The sequence below is a fragment of the Chiayiivirga flava genome (assembly GCF_014202825.1).
Lineage (GTDB): Bacteria > Pseudomonadota > Gammaproteobacteria > Xanthomonadales > Xanthomonadaceae > Chiayiivirga > Chiayiivirga flava.
Window position 1 is genome coordinate 775804 of record NZ_JACHHP010000001.1, and the last position, 17003, is coordinate 792806.

Here is a 17003-nt window from a genome sequence, read left to right on the forward strand (position 1 = left end):
CCGCGCCCCGGTGCGACCGGGGCGCGACGCGGCGCCTTCCGTGGCCAGGTGCCGCGCCCGTGGCATCCTGCCGCCGGTTGTTCGGCCTGCCCGGCGCCGCGCAGTGGCGAAACCGGGCATACCGTTGGTCCTCAGTCGTCGGCGTCCGGCATCACCGCGACGAACTGCGTCTGCTGGCCACTGCGCACGAGCAGCATCACCGGCTCGCCCGGCGTGGCGCCCTTGACCGCGGCATTGAACTGCGCGGCGGTCGCCACGGCGGTCTTGCCGACCATCAGCACGATGTCACCGGCGCTCAGCCCGGCCCGGCGGCCGGGTGCGCCGACCACGCGGGCGATGACCACGCCCTGTTCGTCGTCGAGCCCCAATGCCTCGCGTTGTGCCGGGGCGATGTCCTCCACCACGATGCCGAGCGCATTGCCGGCGGCCGCATCGGCGTTGGCGGGCGCGGCGGGGCCGCTGCTGTCGCGTTCGGCCTCGCCGACCGTCACCGGGATCTGCAGTTCCTTGCCGTCGCGGTACACGGTGAGCGTGGCGCGCGAGCCGGGTTCGGTCGCGCCCACCAGCGGCGGCAGCTGGCTCGAACGCGCCAGTTCGGTGCCGTCGAAGGCCAGGATCACGTCGCGTACCTTCACGCCGGCCTTTTCCGCCGCGCCGCCGGGTTCGAGCGCGAACACCAGCGCGCCGCCGGTGCGCGGCAGGCCGAGGCTGCGCGCGAGGTCGCGGGTGAGGTCCTGGATCCGGACGCCGAGCAGGCCGCGCGACACGTAGCCCTTGCTCTTGAGCTGCTTGACCGAGTTCATCGCCGTTTCCACCGGGATGGCGAAGCTCACGCCCATGAACCCGCCGGTGTTGGAGAAGATCTGCGAGTTGATGCCCACCACTTCGCCCGCGGTGTTGAGCAGCGGACCGCCGGAATTGCCGCGGTTGATCGCCACGTCGGTCTGGATGAAGGGCACGTACTGCTGGCTCTGGTCCATGCTCGGACGGCCGGTGGCGCTCACCACACCGGCGGTCACCGAATGGTCGAAGCCGAACGGCGAGCCGATCGCCACCACCCACTGGCCGGGCTGGAGCGCATCGGAGTCGCCGATCTTCACCACCGGCAGGCCGGTGGCTTCGATCTTGAGCAGGGCGATGTCCGTGGCCGGATCGCTGCCGACCACCTCGGCATCGAGTTCGCGGCGGTCGGCCAGACGCAGCACCACCTCATCGGCGCCGTCGATGACATGGTGGTTGGTCAGCACATAGCCGTCGGCGGAAATGATGAAGCCGGTGCCGAGCGAGGTGCTGTCGCGCGGCTGCACGGGGGCGCCGGGCTGGCCGAAGTAGCGGCGGAAGATTTCGGGAATGTCGTCGTCGTCGAGCTGCGGCGCGTTCGCGCCGTTGCGCATCATGGTTTCGGCGGTGCGCGTGGCGCTCACGTTGACCACGGCCGGGCTCACGTCGGCGACGAGGCCGGTGAAATCGGGCAGCGACTGGGCCCAGGCGGCGGGCACGAAGAGCACCAGCGCATACAGCACGGATGCGCCGATCTTCTGGATTCGATTCATTGGGTCACGCTCCTTGCAGCGGGGTGGTACGGATCCGGCCGGACACGACAGACGGGGAGCCGCGGCTGGGCCGTTGGATTTGCGGGCTCGGGGTGAAGTTCCCAAGACGCGGCAGCAGCGGATGGGCGTTGCGCCGCTTGGTCGCAAGGCCGTACGACGGGATTTTCCGCGCGGCGGGACGAGGCTGCGGGTCGATGCGGCGTGGCTACACGTTGTGGCGCGTTCAGGTTAATGTGTCGGCTACGGGCGAGGCCTCCAGGCGCGCGTCCGAGCGCCGCCGGCGCCTCATTCCGCCTGCCGCCTACTCCCGGGGGACCGGTGCACGCCAAGCACGTACCGAGCAAGACTGCCGCAGGCGCAGACGAGATCTCCACCCGCCGGCATCGCCTATCCACCCGCAGCAGAACGCTGCTGATCGCGATCGACGGCCATCACAGCGTGACCGAACTGCAGACGATGTTTGCCTCGTTCGGCGACGTGGGCGCGCTGCTCGACGAACTGGCCGCCCTCGGTCTGATCGACGGCGCCGCGGACGCCGCGCGCCAGCCCGCGCCGCCGCCCGCGGCTGCGCCCGAGTTGCCTGCGGTGGCGTCCGGCAGCGACCCGGCGGAAGGCCTCATGCAGGCGCGCCGGCTGATGAACGAAACCGCCGTGGCGTCGCTCGGATTCCGCGCGTTCGGTTTCACGCTCAAGCTCGAGCACTGCTATTCCGCGGACGAGTTACGCGGATTGCTGCCCACGTTCGTCCAGCTGATGACCAAGGCGAAAGGCGCTGCCGTTGCAGCGGAGCTGCAGCAGCGCATCCTGCAGCTGATCGGTCGCGGCTGAGGGGTGTGAGGGGGCGCGCTTGCTGCGCGTTGCGCGCGAAAGATCCCCTTCCGGATGCCGCCACCTTCCCCCGCTGTGCGGGAGAAGGATTTCTTCGATGGAACTCTAGGCGACACTGACCGCGGACGGCTGACGGCTGACGGCGAGTCTGACGGGATCAGTGCTGGCGGCCACGTTCACCGAAGCATCAACTCCCAACCCCGAAGACCGGGCACCCGAGCTCGAACAGCCCTGGCATCGGATCGACTGTCCTCTCCCGCGCGGGGGAGGATGCCGGCAGGCAGGAGGGAGCGGCGCCACGCCTCGTTACCGGACGGCGCCTTCGTCGCCGGATTTCAGTCGACGGTGTCGAGCTCGCGTGCCGGCGCCGGCGCGCGCAGCGGCATCGGCGGCGGCAACCGCACCGCCTGCGGTTGCAGTCGCAGGCCGTTTTCCCGGCGCAGATAACTTTCGATCCGCGGATCGAAGCCCAGGTATCGGTGCGGCATGCCGCTGTTGGAAACAGTCTGCGCGTCCAGCCGATACGGCGGACGCAGATCCTGCTCGCGCAGTGCGGACGGTGCGACCGTCGCCACCGCCACCGCGCTGGCAGGCGTGGTCGGTACTGCGCGCGGCGTCGCGGCGGTGCCGGCGGTCAGCGTGGACTCGGGCGCGGCCGTGGGCCGGACCACGATCAGCGCCGCCAGCGCCACCGACGCCGCGACGGCGAATCCGCCGCCCCAGCGCAGCACCGTGCGGCCCATGCCGCCCGCGGCCGGCCGCGCTTCCTGCGCCAGCGCAAGCGACACCGCGCCGACCAGGTCGACCCGCACCGGCACCGCGCGGTCTCCGCGCATCAGCTCGCCGGCCACGTGCCAGCGTTGCCAGCATCCGCTCAGCGCGCTGTCGCCGTCGCAGCGCCGAAGCAGGAAACGGACCGAATCCTTGTCCAGTTCGCCGTCCATCAGGGCGGAGAGCTGTTCGCGTGCGTCGTGCGGTGTGGTCATGGGGTTCGCGGCGGGAGTCTGGTCGGGGGTGGGCCGGGAGGCGTTCATGGGCGGGCTCTCTGGGTCTCGAGCATGGGCCGGAGTTTCTGGTCGATCGCATCGCGGGCGCGGAAGATCCGCGAACGCACGGTGCCGATCGGGCATTGCATCGTTTCCGCGATCTCTTCGTAGCTCAGGCCCTCCACTTCGCGCAGCGTGATCGCCACGCGCAGCTCCTCGGGCAGGGCTTCGACCGTTTTCGCGACGGTTTGTTCCATCTCCTGTCGCATCAGCTCGTGTTCGGGCGTGTCGGTATCGCGCAGGCGGGAGCCGCCGTCGTACTGCACCGCGTCCACCGCGTCGATGTCGTCGGACGGCGGGCGCCGCCCGAGCGACACCAGGTGGTTCTTCGCCGTGTTGATCGCGATCTTGTACAGCCAGGTGTAGAACTGGCTGTCGCCGCGGAAGTTCGCCAGCGCGCGGTAGGCGCGGATGAAGGTTTCCTGCGCCACGTCCTGGGACTCGCTCCAGTCGTGCAGGTAACGCTGGATGACGCTGACGATCTTGTGCTGGTACTTGCCCACCAGCAGATCGAAGGCGCGTTTTTCGCCTTGCTGGACGCGCAGGACGAGCGCGTGGTCGATTTCGTTCTCGCCCATCCGGGGCAACACTCCGTTCGAGCGAATTGGGGCGCGATCGGCGATCGCGGCAAGCGCCGCGGTCACCTCGCGCGTGGCCGGTGTCCCCGGACCGGCATCGACGGCGTCGGGCGACGCATCGACCGTACGGTGGGAGAGGACCAGCGTATTGTCGTCCAGATCGACCAAGTCGGCGCATGCCCCGTCAATGCAGACTGCAGCAGACCGGCCGCGGTGCGACAAAGTTCAATCGGGCGTCCACCGCCTGCGTCGCAGCCGCGCCACGCCGGCAGCGCCGGACACCATACTCCGGCGCATTGACCCCGCCTGCGGCGAGCGCGGATCATAGCTGCCTCACTCGCCCGGCCCGCCCGGGACCCACCGGAGTTTCCCATGTTCGATGGACTGCGTTTCCGCCACTGGCAGACCGAGCGCCGCGCCGACGGCGTGCTCGTCCTCACGCTGGACCGCGCCGACAACAGCGTCAACGCGCTCGCGCAGGCCGTGCTCGACGAACTGGACCTGATCCTGGAGCGCGTGGCGATCGAGAAGCCGGCCGGCGTCGTGATCCGGTCGGGCAAGGCGGCCGGCTTCGTGCCGGGCGCGGACCTCAACGAATTCCAGGACTTCGACCGCCGCGGCACGGTGAAGGAGGCGATCGAACGCGGCCAGAACGTGTTCCAGCGCCTCGCCGACCTGCCGTGCCCCACCGTGGCCGCGATCCACGGTCACTGCATGGGTGGCGGCACCGAACTGGCGCTCGCGTGCCGCTATCGCGTGGCGTCGAACGACGATTCCACCCGCATCGGCCTGCCGGAAGTGAAACTCGGCATCTTCCCGGGCTGGGGCGGCAGCGTCCGCCTGCCGGCGCTGGTCGGCGCACCGGCCGCGATGGACATGATGCTGACCGGGCGCGCGCTGTCGGCCGCGAACGCGCGCGCGATCGGCCTCGTCGACAAGGTGGTCGAGCCGGCGATGCTGCTCGACGCGGCCATCGAGCTGCTCAAGCGCGGCGTCGCCCGTCCATTCAAACAACGCGCCACGGCCTGGGCCACCAATCTGTGGCCGACGCGGCAGATCCTCGCGCCGATGCTGGTCAAGCAGGTCGCGCGCAAGGCGCCGAAGGCGCACTACCCGGCGCCGTACGCGTTGATCGAAGCGTGGCGTCGCGGTGGCGCGACAATCCGCGATCGTCTGCGCGGCGAGCAGCGCGGCGTGGTGAAACTCGCCGGCACGCCGACGGCGCGCAATCTGATCCGCGTGTTCTTCCTGATGGAACGGCTCAAGGGCCTGGGCGGCAAGGAGCACGGCATCGCGCACGTGCACGTGGTGGGCGCCGGCGTGATGGGCGGCGACATCGCGGCCTGGTGCGCGCTGCGCGGGTTCGATGTCACCCTGCAGGACCGCGAGATGCAGTACGTGCAGCCGGCAATGGATCGCGCCGCGCAGCTGTTCGGGAAAAAGATCCGGCGCGAGGACAAGCGCGCGGCGGCACTGGCACGGCTCGTGGCCGACGTCGGCGGCACGGGCGTGGCGAAGGCCGATCTCGTGATCGAGGCCATCTTCGAAAACCTCGAAGCCAAGCAGGACCTGTACGAAAAACTCGAAGCGCAACTGAAACCCGGCGCGGTGCTGGTCACCAACACCAGCTCGCTGCCTCTGACCGACCTGCGCACGCGGCTGCAGGATGCGGCGCGTTTTGCCGGCCTGCACTACTTCAACCCGGTGGCGCAAATGCCGCTGGTGGAAATCGTCCGGCACGACACGATGGCGCCGGAGACCGAGCGCCGCCTCGCCGCGTTCTGCCGCGCCATCGACAAGCTGCCGGTGCCGGTCGCGGGCACCCCGGGCTTCCTCGTCAACCGCATCCTCGCCCCGTACATGCAGGAGGCGATCCTGTGCTTCAACGAAGGGATCCCGGGTGCCGTCATCGACAAGGCCGCGCTGAAGTTCGGCATGCCGATGGGGCCGATCGAACTGGTCGACACCGTCGGGCTGGACGTGGCCGCGAGCGTGGGCAGGATCATGGCGGAATTCCACGGCACCGCGGTGCCGGCGGCCTTCGTCGTGGAGCCCGGCAAACGCGGAAAGAAGGACGGCCAGGGGCTGTATGCGTGGGAAAACGGCCGCGCCGTGAAACCCGAGGTGCCGAAGGACTACCGCGCGCCGGACGATCTGACCGATCGTCTCATCTTCCCGCTGCTCAACGAGGCCGTCGCATGCCTGCACGACGGCGTGGTGGCCGACGCCGACCTGCTCGACGCCGGCGTGATCTTCGGCACCGGCTTCGCGCCGTTCCGCGGCGGTCCGATCACGTACATCCGCAGCGAAGGCGTCGCGAAGATGAAGCAGCGTCTTGAGCAGCTTGCGGCGCGGTACGGCGAGCGATTCGCGCCGCGTCCGGGGTGGGACGCACTCTGACCGGCGACTCCCGGCGCCGTCGCACGATAGCGCGGTGTCGCTGAAGCGCGACGGCGGTGTGGGGGGACGAGTCCGCACCGCCGCCGCGCTCCATCGACGTGGAACGCGTGGTGCTCCCGCAGACGGGAACGCGGTCCCCGCTACGCAGAGCGATGTTTCGGCGCCGACGCCGCGATCGACAGCACGTCGTCGAGCAGCGCCGCCGCGGTGACCTCCGCGCCGGCGCCCGGGCCTTCGATCAGCAGCGGGCGCGTCGCGTAACGCGTACTCCGGATCGCGACGCGGTTGTCACAGCCGCGCGACTGCGCCAGCGGATCGTCGCGGTCGAGCGTCTCGAGCCCGGCCCGGGCGCGGCCATGATCGTCGAACCGTATGACAGGACGCAGCACGCGGCCGTGGCGTCGCGCGCTGTCGAGGCGCCGTTGCAACGGTTCGTCGCATCGTTCCCAATCCGCGTCGGTCGGAGCGGCGGCGCGATCGCGCAGGGCCTCGGGCACGAGCGATTCGACGGTCACATCGTCCGGCTCGAGCGCGAAGCCGGCCGCACGCACCAGGATCAGAAGCTTGCGCCGCATGTCCTCGCCCGAGAGGTCGGCACGCGCGTCGGGTTCGGTGAAGCCGCGCGCGTGCGCCTCGCGCAGGCAGGCCGAGAACGGGCGCGTCCCGTCGAAGGTGGCAAACAGCCAGCCGAGCGAACCCGAGACCACCCCCGCCAGCGACAGGATGCGATCGCCGCCCGCGCGCAGCGCGCGCACGCTGCGCAGCAACGGCAGGCCGGCGCCGACGGTGGCGCTGTCGCCGTACACCGTGGCGCCGGCGCGTGCGGCGGCGCGCACGGCGCGTTCGTTTGCGGCCACGCCGCCGATGGCAAGCTTGTTCGCGGTGACCACATGCAGGCCCTGGCGCAGCCACAGCGCGTGGCAGGCCGCCACGTCGGCACTGGCCGTGGCATCGACGACGACGCGCGGCACGGCGTCCTGTGCACCGAGCACGGCGATGCTGCGCTGCAGGTCCGCCGCCTCGCCGTCGCGCAGGCGCTCGATGGCGGCGACCGGGTCGATCGCATCGGCCGATTGCAGGCGCGTGCGCGTGTTGGCCAGCGCACGCAGGCGCAGGTCCGCGACATCGGCCAGCGCGGACAGGCGCGTGAGCACCGCACGGCCGACGGTGCCGACGCCGAGCAGGACGATGTCGGCACGCGGTTTGGCGTCCTCGATGTCCGGCGCGGCGCCGACCGCTGCGTCGCCAGCGCGCGCGATCGCTGCGGTCGCCACGACGGCGCTCATCGCGATCCCGACACCGCGCGCGCCGGCGTCGCGGCGGCGGCACGATCGAGCGCGGCCGCGATGTCCTCGACCAGGTCGTCGAGCGATTCGATGCCGACAGACAAGCGCAGCAGGCCATCGCCGATGCCGGCCACGGCACGCGCCTCGGCGCTCATCGCCGCATGCGTCATCGAGGCCGGATGCGCGACGAGGCTCTCCACACCACCGAGCGATTCGGCCAGCGTGAAATGCTGCAGGCCATCGAGGAAGGCGCGCACCGCCGGCACGCCGCCGGCGAGATCGAAACCGATCATCGCGCCAAACCCGCGTTGCTGCCGCGCAGCGAGTGCGTGGCCCGGATGCGAAACGAGTCCCGGAAAATGCACCGCCCGCACCGCGGCGTGATCGTCGAGCAGCGTCGCGAGCGCCGTGGCGTTTTGCTGGTGCACGCGCAGACGCGCGTCGAGGGTGCGCAGGCCGCGCAGCGTGAGGAAACTGTCGAACGGCGAGCCGGTGAGGCCAAGGGCGTTCGCCCACCACGTGAGCGTGTCGTGCAGCGCGCGGTCCTTCGCGATCACTGCGCCACCGACGACATCGCTGTGGCCGTTGATGTACTTGGTGGTCGAGTGCACGACGATGTCGGCGCCGAGCGCGAGCGGCGTCTGCAGCGCGGGCGAGAGGAAGGTGTTGTCGGCCACCACCAGCGAGCCGACCCTGTGCGCGGCCTCGGCCACGAAGCGGAGGTCGGTGATGCGCAGCAGCGGATTGGACGGCGTTTCGATCCAGACGATCTTCGGTTGCAGCGCGAGCGTGGTGGCCAGCGCGCGCGGGTCGGTGAAGTCGATGGTGTCGAGGACGAAATGGCCTTTCTTGGCCAGCGCGTTGAACAGGCGCCAGCTGCCGCCGTAGCAGTCGTGCGGCACCACGAGGCGCTCGCCCGGCTCGAGCAGCTGCAACACCAGCGTGATCGCAGCCATGCCGGTGGAGACGATCACGCCGCCGGCGCCGCCTTCGAGTTCGGCGAGCGCGTCGCCGAGCAGATCGCGCGTCGGGTTGCCGCTGCGGGTGTAGTCGTACTGGCGCTTCTCGCCGTAGCCGGCGAAGCTGAAGTTGGTCGACAGCACGAGCGGCGGGACGACGGCGCCGAAGGCCGGGTCGCGATCGATGCCGGCGCGCACGGCGGCGGTGCCGGCACGGCGGCTGGCGCTGGCGATGTCGAGCGCGCTCATGCGGCGTCTCCGCGCAGTGCGGCGCGCAGCACGCGGTCGATCTGCACGGGTTCCTTCAGGAACGCGTCGTGGCCGTAGAGCGAATCGATGCGGTGCACGCGACACGCGGCCGCGATGCCGAGCGCGAGGGCATCGATGTCGCTGCACGGCACGATCTGGTCCTGCGTGACGGCGACGAGATCGGTCGGCACGGTGATCGACGCAGGGTCCACCTGCTGCAGATCGATCGACTCCGACAACCGCGTATAGGCCACCGGCGAGAATCGCGCGACGAAGCGCGGGCCGATCGCATCGAAATAGTCCTCCACGCCGAAGCGCGCGCTGTCGGCATCGACGGCCGGCAACGCGGCGAAGCGTGCATCGAACTCCTCCGCGCTGCGGTAGCCGACCACCGCAAGCGCCCGCGCCAGCGCCAGTGCTTCGCGCGCCGTGCCCTCGCTGCGGCCGAGCGCCACGATGCGGCGCTGGATGACACGCAGCGCAGTGGTCTGCGGGTGCGAGCGGTGCGCGCCGCTGATCGCGATCAGCCGACCCAGCCGCGCAGGATGACGCGCTGCGAACTGCAACCCCACCATCGCGCCGTACGAGGCGCCGATGTAGGCATGGGCGCGCGCGATTGCCAGCGTATCGAGCACGGCCGCGATGGCATCGGCCTGGTCGGCCGGGTCGATGCAACAATCGAGCGCACCGTCGGCGCCGAGCCAGTCGATCGCGAGCACGCGATAACGCGCGGTGTCGAGCGCACGCGTTTCGCCGCATTGCCCGGCCCACCAGCCCGGCTCGGCGAAACGCGCACTCGCCGCCGCGTGGCGATGCGCGGAGATGCCGCCCTGCACGATGAGCAGCGGCGCATCGACCGCGCCCTGCAGCTCCCAGGCAATGCGCACGCGGCGGGAACCGGCGTGGCGCAGCGCCAGCACGATCTCGTGCGTGCCGCGCAGGGCGACTGTGGCGGGAGGCGGTTCGCCGCGACCGCCGGCGAAGTCGATGTCGGCCTGCGATGACGCATCGAAGGCAAGCGGCGCGGCGTGGGCGGCAGTGAAGGTCATCGGTTGGACTCCGGAACGTGGCGGGATTCCCGACCAAGGTCCTGCGGTTCCGATGAGCTGATGTCGCGCGATGCACTGAAACGGACGGCAACGGCGCGACCCATCTTCCGGTGGGATGCGCGAAGCATCCGCCGCAGGATTTGGCACCGCGCGACGTCGCGAAACGTCGTGGTTGCCCCGGCTTCGTCGGGCCTGTCCCTCTGCCGGTCTTGATGGGATTTCGAGGGCGAGTCTACGCGGGATTCGCGGGATGTCAATCGCTTTATGCGGATGAAACGATTGAATACCAGTCACCTGCGTCGTTTCACTGCCGGCTCACGGCTTGCCGACGCGTCCACACGCACGAAATGTGCGGGTATCCCCACCCTGCGTCATCCCGAGAAGGCCGGAATCCAGTTTTTCGTCACGCGTCGATCGTATGTCAGCGCGCTCGTATGTCAGCGCGCTTCACTCGACGGGATCGGTCGGGACCACGGCCTTCGGCGACCGTTGTCCGGCGAGTCGACCTAACCCCCGCCTACCGTCGTCCCGGCGAAAGCCGGGACCCAGTGACGTTGCTTGGTTCTTCTGCGTGGTCGACCAAGAAAGAGCAACGTCGCTGGGTCCCGGCTTTCGCCGGGACGACGGTGTTGGAGGTTTCCGGAGATGGAGTCGCGCCTGGGACTCTTCGTACTGCAGGACGCGGGACTCGCCAGCTGCGTCAGGCGCGCATGCGACAGCGCAACCGCCAACTCACCGCCGCGTCCGCACCAGATGCACGGAACGCGGTCGCCGCCACCACAGCAGCGCAGTCAACACCAGCATCACCGGCGCACCGATGTAGCCGAAACGCACGCTCCCCGGCATACGTGCCGTCGCCACATCGAGCGCCGCGGCCGGATTGGCGAGGACGCCCGGCAACACTTGCGCAAACCGCGCCTGCGCGACATCGATCGCGGTTTCGTCGAGGCCGGCGCTGCGCACCAGCCATTCGCCGATCAGCACGTGCACGCTCGCAAGGCTCACCTCGCGGTCGGCGGCGGCCAGCACCGCAGGCCCCACGGCGGGAGCGCGACCAAGGCCGCCCCACACCAGCCACTGGTCCGCGAGCAGCAGCAGGAACAGCACGGCAGCGATCAGATGCAATCGACGTTTCATCGTGCGCGATCCTCGTCGTCTTGCGATGCGCCAGCCGCGAGGGCACTCCCGCCCGGGCAGATGTCGTCTCGCTTGGCAGCGGCGGACGCGATGTCGGCAACCGAGATACCGGCCGGTCTCGTGTCCGCAGACCTGATCCGCCCTGCTCTGCCACCCCCGCCGCGATCCCGCGGCGGCGTCAGAACATCCCGGTTTCGAGCCGGGCGGCTTCGGACATCATGCCCTGATTCCACGGTGGATCGAAGACCAGCTCCACGTCCGCCTCGCGCACCGTCGGGATGCGTTCGAGCTTGTCGCGAACGTCCTGCACGAGGATGTCCCCCATGCCGCAGCCGGGCGCGGTCAGCGTCATCTTCACGGCGATGGTGCGCTGGCCATCGTCGCCGCGGGCGATCTCGCAGGCGTACACGAGGCCGAGGTCGACGATGTTGAACGGGATTTCCGGGTCGAAGCAGGTGCGCATCTGCTGCCAGGCCATCACCTCGACGTCGTCGTCGGTGGCGCCTTCGGGCAGTTCCAGCGGCTCGGGCGGTTCCTTGCCGATGGCATCGGCGTCGTTGCCGGCGATGCGGAACAGATTGCCTTCTACGAACACCGTGAAGCTGCCGCCGAGGGCCTGCGTGATGTAGCCGACACTGCCCGCGGGCAGGGTCACCTGTTCGCCCTGCGGCACCATGACGACATCGCAGTCGCGTTCGAATTTCACCGGCTCGCTGCTGCGACTGTACATCGGGATCGGATGGGGCTCTGGCGGAGGGGAATCAAGCGGCGCACACGTGCGATGCGGCACGGTGCGGTTCGGCGGGCGCGAGGCGTCGGCCGAGCCGCTATTCTACCGCACCCCGCCACCCTGCCCGCCCTGTGTCAGAACGCGTCCTGCCCCCCAATTTCCGAGCCTCGATCGCGATGGTGCTGCTGGTGGCCGTCGTCGCCGTGGCCGGCGTGGCAGCGGTGTGGTCCGGGCTGAGCCTCGTGTTCCGCAGCAACTGTGCGTGGATGGCGGTGGTGACGGCGCTCGACGCGGCGTTGCTGCTGCGCCTGGCCGCGGTACCCGCGGGACCGGCGCGGGCAGGCTGGGCGATCGCGATCACGCTGGCGACGGTGGCGGTGGCCTGGTACCTGGTGTCGGCGGCGCAGATCGGCCTGTTGATGGGCTTCCGACCGGCCGATGCGGTGTGGAAGATCAGCCCCGGGCTGGCGTGGCTGTACGGCACGACGAATTTCGGCTGGGTCGATGCGGCGTGGCTGCTCGGCGCGCTGGGCATCGCGTGGCGCTTCGGGCGCTGAATCACGCATCACCGCGGCAGTGGCAAAACCGGGCTCCGAATTCCGTGACGTGGACGTGCGGCGCGCCCCCGACGCCGCGAGGAGACGTCCCCGATGCCGAACCCGCACCTGTTGCGCACCGCGCTGCTGGCCTGCTGCGCCATCGCCTTCGCCGCGGCCCACGCGCAGACACCGCCGGGCATCGCCCGCGTGCCGCTCGATCCTGTCCTCTTCAGCAACAGCAACCAGAAAGGCGTGATCGCACTCGATGTCGCGGGCGTCACGCGCGAGGCCGGGCGCGAGGTCATCGCGCAGGACGGCGGTTTCATCCTCGTCGCGGGCGACGCACACACCGATCCGGACTCGGACGCACCTTCGCGCATCGTGCTCGCACGCATCCGCCCGCAGAGCACGCCGATCGCGGTGCCCGGCGGCGCCGCGGCCTTCCTCGATGCCGGCTTCGGCGACGGCGGCCTGCGCGTCGATGCCTTCGCGCGCACCGCGCACAGCCACGCGCTGCACGGCATGGTGCAGCAACCGGACGGCCGCATCGTGCTGATGGTGCGCAGCGCGCTGCTGGCCGACGGCCCGGACGCGCCCGGCGAACTGCTGTTCGCGCGCTACCTTGCCAACGGCACACCGGACACCGGCTTCGGCACCGCGGGCGTGGTCAGCTTGCCGCTGTGCGACGGTGCCGACTGCGCGCTGCGACAGCCGTTGTCCTTCGACCTCGCGATGGAACCGGACGGCAGCCTGCTCGCCATCGCCAGCATCATGAAGCTCCTGCCCAACGGCGGCTTCCGCGAGATCGAACTCGAACTGCGCCGGCTGCATGCCGACGGCACGCCCGACCTGGACTTCGGCCCCGACGGCCTGCAGGCCTACGACGACTTCCCCGGTCTCGGCGAAGAGATCGGCGCAGGCCAGGTGCGTCTGGCGCGGCGCGCGGACGGACGCATCGCCGTGGTCGCCAACACGCTCGATTTCGACCTCGAAGGCCACGGCACGCCCGCCGTGATGCTGCTGCGCGCCGACGGCACGCCCGACACCGCGTTCGGCAGTGGCGGCTCGCGCCTGCTGCCGGTCGACCCGGCGCGCAACGCGATGCTGCCGATGGCGATCGACGTGCAGGACGACGGCCGCATCGTTGTCGCTGGCATGGCCTTGGCGCCCTTCTCCGACGCGCCGAGCTTCTTCGCCGCGCGCCTCACCGCCACCGGCACGGTCGACACCACGTTCGGCGGCGACGGCAACGTCTTCGGCGACTCCACGCCCGCCGGCGACGGCAGCGACATCGCCAACGCGATGGCCCACGATGCACGGGGCCGTCACTACCTCGTCGGCGACACCGGCCCGAACGCCTTCGATCCCCACGTCGGCGTATTGCGACTGCAGCCCAACGGAGCGGCCGACGAAGGCTTCGCCGCGAACGGCCTCGCCCGCTACACCGAACTCGCGGTGCAGACCGGCATCACCAACGTCTTCCTCACCAACGAACGCGCCTTCGCCGCCACCGTGGCACCGACCGGCGTGTTGGTCGCCGCCGGCGCGCGGGTCAGCCAGGACAGCAGCGATCGCAGCGAGGATCGGCTGATCGCGTTCCGGCTGCTGCGCACGGAGCTGTTCGCGGACGACTTCGAGTAGGTCGAATGATGCGTCATTCCGGCGCGCAACCATCGCGCGCCGGAATGACAGGACGGGTTCAGTGCCCGCCGCTGCTGTCGATGGCCTTGAGCTCGGACGAGAGCTTGTTCGCCGCTTCCTGTCCGTCGGCGTAGAGCATCCTGCAGTTGTCGGCATAGAACAGGGCGTTCTCGATGCCGGCGAAGCCCGTGCCCTTGCCGCGCTTGATCACGATGACCTGGCGCGCGTTGATCACGTCGAGGATCGGCATGCCGTAGATGGGCGAGGTCTTGTCGGTTTTCGCGACAGGGTTCACCACGTCGTTGGCGCCGATGACGATGGCAACATCCGTGGTGCCGAACTCGGGGTTGATGTCTTCCATGTCGACGATGAGGTCGTACGGCACGCCCGCTTCGGCGAGCAGCACGTTCATGTGGCCGGGCATGCGGCCAGCAACCGGATGGATCGCGAACTTCACTTCCTTGTCGCGCGCGATCAGCTGCTTCGACAGCTCCCAGATCTTGTGCTGCGCCTGCGCCACGGCCATGCCGTAACCCGGCACGATGACGATCTTGTCGGCCATGTACAGCAGCGAGGCCGCATCGGAGGGTTCGATCGGCTTCATCGAGCCGGCGATTTCCTGCGAGCCCGCGCCACCGCCGCCGAACTGCGAGAACAGCACGCCGGTGATCGGCCGGTTCATCGCCTTGGCCATCAACTGCGTGAGCAGCATGCCGGCCGCGCCGACCACCATGCCGGCGATGATCAACGCCTCGTTGCCGAGCACGAAGCCTTCGAACGCCACCGCCAACCCCGTGAAGGCATTGAACAGCGAGATGACGACGGGCATGTCGGCACCGCCGATCGGCAGGGTCATCGCCACGCCGAACACCAGCGCGAGCACGAAGAAGGCCACGATCAGCCACACGTTGATGTCGAGGAACAGCAGCGCACCGCACACCGCCGCGGCCACGAAAAGGATCAGGTTGAACGCCTGCTGGCCCTTGAAGTTGAAGCGCTTGTCGAACACGCCGTCGAGCTTGCCCCAAGCGATCACGGAGCCCGTGAGCGAGATCGAGCCGATCAGTGCGCCGATGACGGCCGCGGCCAGCACGATGCGGTTCGGCATCATGCCGATGTGCGCGAAGTGCAGCAGTTCGACGGCACCGATGGCCGCGGCCGAGCCACCGCCCATTCCGTTGTAAAGCGCCACCTGCTGCGGCATCGCGGTCATCTGCACGCTGCGCGCGCGCAGCCACGCGGGGATGATGCCGACGGCGAGCGCGGCGAGGATCCAGCCGATGTTGTCGAGCCGCGTGATGCCGAACGTGGCCACCACCGCGATGACCATGCCGAGGCCGGCCTGCTGGATGCCCTTGCGCGCCGTGACCGGCGAGGCCATGCGCTTGATGCCGAGGATGAAGAGTACGGCGGCCACGAAATACGCGGCCTTGGCGATGTACACGAGTGCGGCGTCCATGCGCGATCAGTCCTTCTTCGCAGCGGGCTTGCTCGACTTGAACATGTCGAGCATGCGGTCGGTGACCACGTAGCCGCCGGCCGCGTTGCCCGCACCCAGCGCCACCGCAATGAAGCCGATGACCTTCAGCAGCGTGGTGTCGGCCTGCGCCAGCACCACCATCGCACCGACGACGACGATGCCGTGCACGAAGTTGGAGCCCGACATCAGCGGCGTGTGCAGGATCACCGGCACGCGCGAGATGATTTCGTGCCCGGTGAAGGCGGCGAGCATGAAGATGTAGAGCGCGAGGAAACCGTCCATCAGGCAGGAGTTCCTTCCACGAGGGCTTTGGTGGGCGCGTGGCGGATCTCGCCCGCGTGCGTGAGGCAGGTCTGCGCGATCAGTTCGTCGTTCCAGTCGAGGTTCAGCGCGCCGTCCTTGAGCGAGAGCGCGAGGAAGTTGAACAGGTTGCGTGCGTACATCTCGCTCGAATGGATCGCGCCCATGCTCGGCAGGTTGAGCGGGCCGACGATGGTGACGTCGTTGTGCACCCAGGTTTCGCCGGGCTTGGTCAGTTCGCAGTTGCCGCCGGTTTCGGCGGCGAGGTCGACGATGACGCTGCCGGGTTTCATGCCGTCGACCATCGCGGCGGTGATGATGCGCGGGGCCTTACGTCCCGGCACGGCGGCGGTGGTGACGATGGCGTCGATGTTCTTCACGTGGTCGGCAAGACGCTGCTGCTGTTCGGCGCGTTCCTCGGCGGTGAGTTCGCGTGCATAGCCGCCGGTGCCGGCGGCGCTGACGCCGAGGTCGAGGAATTTGGCGCCGAGCGATTCGATCTGCTCGCGCGTCTCCGGACGCACGTCGAAGCCTTCCACCTGCGCGCCGAGGCGGCGTGCGGTCGCGATGGCCTGCAAGCCCGCGACACCGGCGCCGACGATCAGCACCTTCGACGGCCGGATGGTGCCGGCCGCGGTGGTGAGCATCGGAAAGAACTTGCCCGAGGCCTGCGCGGCGATCAGCACGGCCTTGTAGCCGGCCATGCCGGCCTGCGAGCTGAGCACGTCCATGGCCTGCGCGCGCGTGGTGCGCGGCAGCAGTTCCATGGCGAAGCTGGTGATGTTGCGATCGCGCAGCGCCTTGGTGCGCTCGGGATCGGCGTGCGGCTGCAGGAAGGAGATGACGACGCTGCCTTGGCGCAGCGCGGCGATCTCGGCCAGCGTGGGCGGCTGCACCTTCAGCAGCACGTCAGCGCGGGCCAGCGCGGCGGTGGCGTCGGGCGCGATGTCGGCGCCGGGAAAGGCGCTGTCCGGCAGCTGCGCGCCAGCGCCTGCACCCGTTTCGATCAGCACGTCGGCGCCGAGCGCCTTCGTCTTCTTCACGATCTCCGGCGATATCGCGACACGGCGCTCGTTCGGCGCACGCTCGCGGATCGCAACCACCGTCACCGGCATGGCGCATCCTCGAAGTGGAACCCCGCGGGGATGCTAACCGATTTCTTCCGCGACGCGTGGTCGCTGTTTCCTTCTCCCTGCGGGAGAAGGTGCCGCAGGCGGATGAGGGCGCC

General features: G+C 69.6%; 15 protein-coding genes and 1 riboswitch. Of the genes, 4 read left to right on the forward strand and 11 right to left on the reverse strand.

All coding sequences use genetic code 11. The features are described from left to right. Positions 1-131: 131 nt before the first annotated feature. On the reverse strand, positions 132-1553 hold the full coding sequence (locus HNQ52_RS03240; protein WP_183959640.1) for a Do family serine endopeptidase: 1422 nt from the start codon (positions 1551-1553) through the stop codon (positions 132-134). A 318-nt stretch (positions 1554-1871) separates the two neighbouring features. Between HNQ52_RS03240 and HNQ52_RS03245 the strand changes: the two genes are divergently transcribed. Next, a complete protein-coding gene (locus tag HNQ52_RS03245) occupies positions 1872-2381 on the forward strand; it encodes a hypothetical protein (RefSeq protein ID WP_183959641.1) in 510 nt (169 codons plus the stop codon). A gap of 335 nt (positions 2382-2716) precedes the next feature. Here the strand turns inward: HNQ52_RS03245 and HNQ52_RS03250 are convergent, their stop codons facing one another. Then, a complete protein-coding gene (locus HNQ52_RS03250; protein ID WP_183959642.1) occupies positions 2717-3367 on the reverse strand; it encodes a sigma-E factor negative regulatory protein in 651 nt (216 codons plus the stop codon). A gap of 44 nt (positions 3368-3411) precedes the next feature. After that, positions 3412-4005: an RNA polymerase sigma factor RpoE gene (gene rpoE / locus HNQ52_RS03255; protein WP_183959951.1), complete on the reverse strand. Its 594-nt coding sequence runs from the start codon at positions 4003-4005 to the stop codon at positions 3412-3414. Between the two features lie 372 nt (positions 4006-4377). On the opposite strand from rpoE, the gene HNQ52_RS03260 reads away from it, so the two are divergent. Beyond that, positions 4378-6405, forward strand: a complete 2028-nt coding sequence (locus HNQ52_RS03260) for a 3-hydroxyacyl-CoA dehydrogenase NAD-binding domain-containing protein (protein ID WP_183959643.1) — start codon at positions 4378-4380, stop codon at positions 6403-6405. A gap of 140 nt (positions 6406-6545) precedes the next feature. Here HNQ52_RS03260 and HNQ52_RS03265 read toward each other — a convergent pair whose 3' ends face one another. From HNQ52_RS03265 to sufT, 5 genes are all read right to left on the reverse strand, one after another. Beyond that, positions 6546-7691, reverse strand: coding sequence for a homoserine dehydrogenase (locus tag HNQ52_RS03265; protein ID WP_183959645.1), 1146 nt, complete (start codon positions 7689-7691; stop codon positions 6546-6548). After that, positions 7688-8899, reverse strand: coding sequence for a cystathionine gamma-synthase (gene metB / locus HNQ52_RS03270; protein ID WP_183959646.1), 1212 nt, complete (start codon positions 8897-8899; stop codon positions 7688-7690). The genes HNQ52_RS03265 and metB overlap by 4 nt, the downstream gene beginning before the upstream one ends. Further along, positions 8896-9948, reverse strand: coding sequence for a homoserine O-succinyltransferase MetX (gene metX, locus HNQ52_RS03275; protein WP_183959647.1), 1053 nt, complete (start codon positions 9946-9948; stop codon positions 8896-8898). Before metX ends, metB begins: the two co-directional genes overlap by 4 nt. A 97-nt stretch (positions 9949-10045) precedes the next feature. After that, positions 10046-10167: riboswitch (SAM riboswitch) on the reverse strand. Positions 10168-10680: 513 nt separating this feature from the next. Continuing rightward, positions 10681-11085: a hypothetical protein gene (locus HNQ52_RS03280; RefSeq protein WP_183959648.1), complete on the reverse strand. Its 405-nt coding sequence runs from the start codon at positions 11083-11085 to the stop codon at positions 10681-10683. A gap of 178 nt (positions 11086-11263) precedes the next feature. Beyond that, positions 11264-11815 (reverse strand): putative Fe-S cluster assembly protein SufT, encoded by a 552-nt coding sequence (gene sufT, locus HNQ52_RS03285; RefSeq protein ID WP_183959649.1) that lies wholly within the window; start codon positions 11813-11815, stop codon positions 11264-11266. A gap of 176 nt (positions 11816-11991) precedes the next feature. Here sufT and HNQ52_RS03290 point away from each other — a divergent pair, with 176 nt between their 5' ends. Both HNQ52_RS03290 and HNQ52_RS17355 read left to right on the forward strand, forming a co-directional pair. Beyond that, the gene (locus HNQ52_RS03290; RefSeq protein WP_183959651.1) at positions 11992-12372 is read left to right on the forward strand and encodes a hypothetical protein; all 381 of its coding nucleotides are present in this window, start codon (positions 11992-11994) and stop codon (positions 12370-12372) included. 93 nt (positions 12373-12465) lie between these two features. Continuing rightward, positions 12466-13995 carry an NHL repeat-containing protein gene (locus HNQ52_RS17355; protein ID WP_183959653.1) on the forward strand — a complete coding sequence of 510 codons (1530 nt, stop codon included), beginning with the start codon at positions 12466-12468 and terminating at the stop codon, positions 13993-13995. Positions 13996-14053: 58 nt separating this feature from the next. On the opposite strand, the gene HNQ52_RS03300 is transcribed toward HNQ52_RS17355, so the two are convergent. Genes HNQ52_RS03300 through HNQ52_RS03310 form a run of 3 tightly spaced genes read right to left on the reverse strand, consistent with a single transcriptional unit; the run spans position 14054 to position 16890 of the window. Continuing rightward, on the reverse strand, positions 14054-15454 hold the full coding sequence (locus tag HNQ52_RS03300; RefSeq protein WP_183959654.1) for an NAD(P)(+) transhydrogenase (Re/Si-specific) subunit beta: 1401 nt from the start codon (positions 15452-15454) through the stop codon (positions 14054-14056). Between the two features lie 6 nt (positions 15455-15460). Next, on the reverse strand, positions 15461-15760 hold the full coding sequence (locus HNQ52_RS03305) for an NAD(P) transhydrogenase subunit alpha part 2 (RefSeq protein ID WP_183959952.1): 300 nt from the start codon (positions 15758-15760) through the stop codon (positions 15461-15463). Beyond that, positions 15757-16890, reverse strand: a complete 1134-nt coding sequence (locus HNQ52_RS03310) for a Re/Si-specific NAD(P)(+) transhydrogenase subunit alpha (RefSeq protein WP_183959656.1) — start codon at positions 16888-16890, stop codon at positions 15757-15759. The genes HNQ52_RS03305 and HNQ52_RS03310 overlap by 4 nt, the downstream gene beginning before the upstream one ends. Positions 16891-17003 lie beyond the last annotated feature (113 nt).

Excerpts from the sequence above, each read along its gene's own strand:
- HNQ52_RS03240 (WP_183959640.1), bottom strand. The coding sequence starts at position 1,553 with ATGAATCGAATCCAGAAGATCGGCGCATCCGTGCTGTATGCGCTGGTG.
- HNQ52_RS03250 (WP_183959642.1), bottom strand. The coding sequence starts at position 3,367 with ATGACCACACCGCACGACGCACGCGAACAGCTCTCCGCCCTGATGGAC.
- rpoE (WP_183959951.1), bottom strand. The coding sequence starts at position 4,005 with ATGGGCGAGAACGAAATCGACCACGCGCTCGTCCTGCGCGTCCAGCAA.
- HNQ52_RS03260 (WP_183959643.1), top strand. The coding sequence starts at position 4,378 with ATGTTCGATGGACTGCGTTTCCGCCACTGGCAGACCGAGCGCCGCGCC.
- HNQ52_RS03265 (WP_183959645.1), bottom strand. The coding sequence starts at position 7,691 with ATGAGCGCCGTCGTGGCGACCGCAGCGATCGCGCGCGCTGGCGACGCA.
- metB (WP_183959646.1), bottom strand. The coding sequence starts at position 8,899 with ATGAGCGCGCTCGACATCGCCAGCGCCAGCCGCCGTGCCGGCACCGCC.
- metX (WP_183959647.1), bottom strand. The coding sequence starts at position 9,948 with ATGACCTTCACTGCCGCCCACGCCGCGCCGCTTGCCTTCGATGCGTCA.
- HNQ52_RS03280 (WP_183959648.1), bottom strand. The coding sequence starts at position 11,085 with ATGAAACGTCGATTGCATCTGATCGCTGCCGTGCTGTTCCTGCTGCTG.
- sufT (WP_183959649.1), bottom strand. The coding sequence starts at position 11,815 with ATGTACAGTCGCAGCAGCGAGCCGGTGAAATTCGAACGCGACTGCGAT.
- HNQ52_RS03290 (WP_183959651.1), top strand. The coding sequence starts at position 11,992 with ATGGTGCTGCTGGTGGCCGTCGTCGCCGTGGCCGGCGTGGCAGCGGTG.
- HNQ52_RS17355 (WP_183959653.1), top strand. The coding sequence starts at position 12,466 with ATGCCGAACCCGCACCTGTTGCGCACCGCGCTGCTGGCCTGCTGCGCC.
- HNQ52_RS03300 (WP_183959654.1), bottom strand. The coding sequence starts at position 15,454 with ATGGACGCCGCACTCGTGTACATCGCCAAGGCCGCGTATTTCGTGGCC.
- HNQ52_RS03310 (WP_183959656.1), bottom strand. The coding sequence starts at position 16,890 with ATGCCGGTGACGGTGGTTGCGATCCGCGAGCGTGCGCCGAACGAGCGC.